Here is a 5754-nt window from a genome sequence, read left to right on the forward strand (position 1 = left end):
GTAAGGGGTAACCGACCCGTGCTCAACTTCATCTACTGGCCGGTCTCCTGGATCATGTGGGTCTGGCATTGGCTGTTCGACCATCTGACCCCCAACACCCCCGGCGGCGACGGTATCGCCTGGGCCCTGTCGGTGGTCTTCCTGGTGTTCACCCTGCGCGCGATCCTGTACAAGCCGTTCGTCAAGCAGGTCCGCACCACCAAGAAGATGCAGGAGATCAACCCGCAGCTTCAGGCGATCCGGAAGAAGTACGCCAAGGACCGGGTCAAGATGACCGAGGAAATGCAGAAGCTGCAGAAGGAGCACGGCTTCAACCCGCTGCTCGGCTGCCTGCCGATGTTCATGCAGATCCCCGTGTTCATCGGCCTGTTCCACGTGCTGCGCTCGTTCAACCGGATGGGCACCGGCATGGGTCAGCTCGGCATGGGTGCCGAGGAGACCAGGTCTATCGGCAACTATGTCTTCAATGCCGACCAGGTGCAGAACTTCCTCGACGCCCGGCTGTTCGGGGTGCCGCTGTCGTCGTACGTGACGCAGCCCAAGACGGAATGGGTCGCGTTCGTTCAGTGGGACAACGGCATACCGGCCGCCATCGACTTCACCCGTGGTCATATCGCAATCCTCGTCGTGCCGATGATGATCGTCGCGTCGGTCTCCACACACATGAACTCGCGCGCCTCGGTGGCCCGTCAGCCTGCGGCGGCGCTCGAGAACCCGCAGACGCGGATCATGAACAACCTCGCGCTGTACGTCTTCCCGCTTGGCATCCTCGTCACCGGCGTATTCTTCCCCGTTGCGATCCTCCTCTACTGGATGAGCAACAACATCTGGACCTACGGCCAGCAGCACATCGTGTTCGGCCAGATCGAGAAGGAAGAGGAAGCCGCCAAGCAGGCCAAGCAGGAGAAGCGCAAGGCCAACGCGCCACAACCCGGAGCGCGGCCGAACCGCACCAAACGCGGCGTCGCAGCACCGGCCAAGGCAGCTGATGAGTCCGCTGATTCGGACGGTGCCGGCACTGAATCATCGTCGGTGGACATGACGAAGCCAGGACAGAAGCCGACCAAACCGCAGGCGGGCGCGAAGCCGGCAGCCAAACCGGCCCCGGGGGCCAAACCTGCTGCGGGCGCGAATCGTAAGTCCGGCTCGGCGGGAAAGTCGTCGGGAGGCAAGTCCTCGGGGGGTAGGTCGAAGGGCGGTTCCGGCGGCGGTAAAGGTGGCGGCAAGGGTAGTGCGGCCAAACGGAACCGCTCCGGTGGCAAGTAGTAACCCCGCCGTTCTCGGCGCAGAGACTTTTTCTAATCACCAAGATTGAGGCGGTTGATATGACAACTGAGACCACAGCGCAGGACGAACTCGTCGACGAGGAGGTCGTCGACGAGCAGGCTGCGCAGGAACTTTCCGACGCCGGTGAGGCCACCGATGATGAGGCCACCGGACAGGTCGATGACGTCGAGGGCGGTACCGATGATGACGAGCTCGATGACGACGAGCGGCTCATCGAGGAGGGTGAGATCGCCGGCGACTACCTCGAGCAGCTGCTCGACGTGCTTGACTTCGACGGTGATATCGACCTCGATGTCGACGGAGATCGCGCGGTCGTCAGCATCGACGGCGGTGACGACCTGAGCAAGCTCGTCGGACGCAAGGGTGAGGTGCTCGACGCCCTGCAGGAACTGACCCGGCTCGCCGTGCAGCAGGCCACCGGCGACCGCAGCAGGCTGATGCTTGACATCGCACGATGGCGTGCTGATCGTCGTGACCGCCTCGCCCGTCTCGGCCGCGAGGTCGCTGAGCGGGTGCTTGCAAGCGGTGAGAAGGAATCACTCGATCCGATGACCCCGTTCGAACGCAAGATCGTTCACGATGCGGTCGCCGGTGTGGACGGTGTGGTGTCCGAGAGCGAGGGTGCCGAGCCGAAGCGCCGGGTTGTCGTGCTGCGCTCGTCGTAGCAGTTCGTGTTGACGCTGCGGTTGTGTCGACGTGGAGAGTCCTGGCTTCGGCCGGGACTTTTCCCGTTTCGGTAGGGTTTGCGATTTCCGGATCGCGTTCATCGGTATCAGAATGACGAGAGCCGTCGCTGTGTTGTTTCACGTGAAACAACACAGCCGGCGGCGGCGTAGGGAGGCAGCAGTGGGCACACTTGACGAGGGCGACGACCTGGCATCCGGGAAAGCCGTGTCCGGCGAAGTCGCCGAGGGCGTGCACTCCCCTACCCCGCCGGCCGCGACAGGTGTCTTCGGTGACCGCCTGAACCTCGCCCAGGACTACCGAGACATCCTTGCCACAGACGGGATCGTTCAGGGACTGATCGGTCCCCGGGAGGTCGATCGGCTGTGGACTCGGCACGTGCTCAACTGTGCGGTCATCGGAGAGGTGATCGCTCCCGGGTCCACCGTGATCGATATCGGCAGCGGTGCGGGCCTACCCGGAATTCCGTTGGCCATCGCGCGTCCCGACCTTTCGGTGACGCTGGTCGAACCGTTGCTGCGACGGTCGACATTCCTCGATTCGGTGATCGCGCGGCTCGGCCTCGACGGTGTGCGGGTGGTTCGTGGCCGTGCCGAGGAGAAGTCGGTGCGTGCCGAGATCGGTACCGCCGATGTCGTCACCTCGCGGGCCGTCGCCCCCCTCGAACGTCTCGCCGGCTGGTCGGCTCCCCTGGTCGCGTCCGGCGGCGTGATGGTGGCGATCAAAGGATCGTCGGCGGCCGAGGAGATCGAACGCGACAAGGCCGTCGTCGAGAAGCGTGGCCTGACTCGGCTGCGTGTGGTCACCTGCGGTACCCGGTTCCTCGATTACCCGACGACAGTCGTCGTCGGTGACAAGGTCGCGAACAACCTGCCGGATCGTCGGCGCGGAACCAAGTCGCACGGCACGAGGGCAACCAAGCGCCCACGGCAGTGACCGCGCTTCCATGGTCGGGCATGGGGCTGGCCAGATAGGAAGTGCTCGTGACTTCGCGCCACCCTGTCAGCGACACCCTGCGATCCGATGTCCCTTCCTGAGGCGGCGAGCATGTTGAGGAGTCCGGCGGCAGTGTGGCCGGTCACCGGTATGGTCAGGAAGTCGTCAAGGACGAGCAGATCGCAGTTGTGCAGGTCGGTGAGGAAGTCCAGTCGTTGATGGGTTGTCGGGTCGAGAAGGTCGAGTCTGTTGGCGCCGGGTCGTTGGCCAGTTCGATGACGGTCGGCCCGAATGCAGTCATCCGTAGCTGGGTGACAAGGGCATGTCGGCAACAAGGGCATGTCGGCTTCGGTGAGGTGACGGTCAGGCATGCGGGCCTGCCTCGTCGCCGGTGGTGGTGGGCGTGGACTTTCCTGTGTGCGCATCGAGGCTGAAGTGTTCGGGCCGGCTAGATGAGCTCCCGTGGTGTCTCGGGGTCTGGACAGTGTCGTCGGCGGCGAGTCTGGTGCCGATGGCGTGATGCGGCGGCCGCGCGCAGCGCCGCCAGACGTTGTTTCACCACGCCCGAATTTCACCGCGCCCGAATGCCGCGTGCAAAACCGATCCGAGCACGCCAGCGCCACCACTGCCAGTGTCATCGGCGCGGAGGCGAGCATGGGGCGGGCGTGGACGGCGGCGTAGCCCAGTGCCCAGTCCACATCAGCGGGAGTCCCGAGGGCGGCCAGTTCCACGGCGTGGACCATTTACTGCCGCATCTGTTCGGTACCGGTCGCGGCAGCTTCTTTGAGCCAGGTCGCTGCGCCCTCCCCGATTGCGAGGAACATCCGGTCTTCGATGGTGCGGGCCCAAATCCGGTAATCCCCAGGTGTTTTGGGGTGAGAGCCGGGGAAATGGTCATCATTGATCGCCGGGGTACCGCGGGTGGTGCGGGCGTGGCGGGCCCCCCGATCAGCCCACCGTCGTTGACCGCGCAGATGATCACGTCACCGCCACCACCGGAGTAGCGGACCCACACCGATTGACCTAAAAGTGTTGCCGGAACAGAGTATTGGCGTATTGGCAGTGATCGATGGTGATCATCGGGGTGTTGTCGGGTACTTTGCGGGTCACCCCGAGCCCGGCGGTGTGCGGCAGCTCCGGGATCGCGTGCAGGTGCGGGCGTTCGGTCTCACCACGCCAGCCACGCCACCGACAGCACCACCTTACGACCATCGGACCGTCGCCGAAGTCGTACTGCAACCATAGTCCCGGCTCAGTGACCCACGGCCGGTGCACACGTGTATGACCAAGGCGCCATTGAGATTTCACCACCGACATCGCCCGGCCGTCAGTATTTCCATGAGTTCTCCGTCAGACTTCACGGTGGACCGCTCCTGTAGTTCGGTTCGACTAGGCATCGCCATCGAACACACAGGAGAGGTCCCCTACGGCGCAGACGCGCCGCACAAGATGGATAGGTCCGGGCGGATTCATGATCGCCCACGGTCAGTTTCATGACCGCGGGCGGGCAGTTCTGAATGGCGGTCAGTGGTCACTTTCATGTCCGTCTACGGTCAGATTCCCATGTCCGTCGACAGCTGGTACCGGCGCCCGGCGCCGCAAGGGAGGTCTGCCGCCGAGCAGGCCGAGATCGCCCGGCTTACAAGGAACTGGCCCAGGCGAATAGGAAGCTCGCCATCACCGAGACCGCGCTGGACAAGCCCCACCGACGTGCTTTTCGGCCGCGCCGACGACAAGACCACCGCCCGGGCGAGGTCCTGGTCTGAGCCCGTCAAGTGCACCCCGAACGGTTCCGCGCCGACACCGCCGCCCCCAAGATCCTCACCCCACCCACAACGGTCTGGATTAACAAACCCACCGAACCCGACCAGAGACCGGCACTGGCAACTTGAGGGCGCCCTCCCCGTATGCGCGGTAGTCCTTGAGAGTCCTTGAATCTTCGGGTCTTGGTGTCGTCGTCAAGGTTCGAGGTTGTCATGCTGGGCCATCCATAGCTCCTTGACGCGCGCAATGTCCTCGCGAGCTTCGGCGAGTTCTTCGGGCGTAGGCATGGTCCTTACCCGTCGACGAACTCAACCTCGGAGGGCGGTGGCGGGCCTAGTCGGTACCTATACGCCGATTCGGACTTTCGACTCACAGTGTCTCCTCGATTGGGCTGACCTGCCGTCGAGTAAGAATTGAGGATGCGAAAAGTCGACTCCGCAAGTTCGGCGACCTGGTATCCATTGACAGTTGCTGGGCTTCGAGGCAGGACGTGAGTTGTCGCGTCGCGAATTCTGTCGACCAACTTCCCTGTGTGCGCGTGCTTGCACTCTCTGCGGCTTGTCCTAGATGTAGATATCTGTGGCCCGATGGTGTTTGTCAAGCTGCTGCGGAATCTGACATCGCGGCTACCTCGGCACGCATAGGGCGGCGCACGAGGGTCGCTGGGGCATGGGTGGTGGTCAGTCGTGTTTCACGTGAAACACGACTGACCGAGCTAACCCAGAACTGCCTCGGCAGCCAGCCGCTCCCCTCCCCCACCGTCACCGCTTGAGGCTGTCGGAGGTGGCCTTCTTGGTTCTGCCTTTTCGTTGCTTCTCAGCGTAGGTAGGCGGTATGTCCGCCGGCGTTGGGTGGGCGCGTTTGGGTCAGCGCGATCTGGTGGATAGCGTCAGGTCATCGCGGTGATCGACGAGCAGTCGGAGCTAGCGGAGCTTGCGGGCGACCTCCTCGAGAACAGCGACGGGAAGGTTAGGTCGCGCAGCGGTATGCGCATATGGCAACAGCCAGAGCATGGGACTGCTGCACCGATCGGCATCGGCGTGGATGGAGGCCATGGCCCGCTTGACGGTCGTATACGACGGA

Annotated in this window: 3 protein-coding genes and 1 pseudogene; 3 read left to right on the forward strand and 1 reads right to left on the reverse strand. The window is 63.8% G+C overall.

Features of this window, described 5'->3' with window-relative positions:
• The first annotated feature begins 18 nt into the window (after nucleotides 1-18).
• The 3 genes from yidC to rsmG all read left to right on the forward strand — a co-directional run bounded on the left by yidC (nucleotide 19) and on the right by rsmG (nucleotide 2907).
• Nucleotides 19-1266, forward strand: a complete 1248-nt coding sequence (gene yidC, locus Q0627_RS21775; RefSeq protein WP_298812815.1) for a membrane protein insertase YidC — start codon at nucleotides 19-21, stop codon at nucleotides 1264-1266.
• 59 nt (nucleotides 1267-1325) lie between these two features.
• On the forward strand, nucleotides 1326-1952 hold the full coding sequence (locus tag Q0627_RS21780) for a R3H domain-containing nucleic acid-binding protein (protein ID WP_291020326.1): 627 nt from the start codon (nucleotides 1326-1328) through the stop codon (nucleotides 1950-1952).
• Nucleotides 1953-2133: 181 nt separating this feature from the next.
• Nucleotides 2134-2907, forward strand: a complete 774-nt coding sequence (rsmG, locus tag Q0627_RS21785; protein WP_298812812.1) for a 16S rRNA (guanine(527)-N(7))-methyltransferase RsmG — start codon at nucleotides 2134-2136, stop codon at nucleotides 2905-2907.
• A 1171-nt stretch (nucleotides 2908-4078) separates the two neighbouring features.
• Here the strand turns inward: rsmG and Q0627_RS21790 are convergent.
• A pseudogene (locus Q0627_RS21790) lies at nucleotides 4079-4230 on the reverse strand (IS21 family transposase); the annotation flags it as partial.
• Nucleotides 4231-5754 lie beyond the last annotated feature (1524 nt).

Source organism: uncultured Gordonia sp. (genome assembly GCF_937858515.1).
GTDB lineage: Bacteria > Actinomycetota > Actinomycetes > Mycobacteriales > Mycobacteriaceae > Gordonia.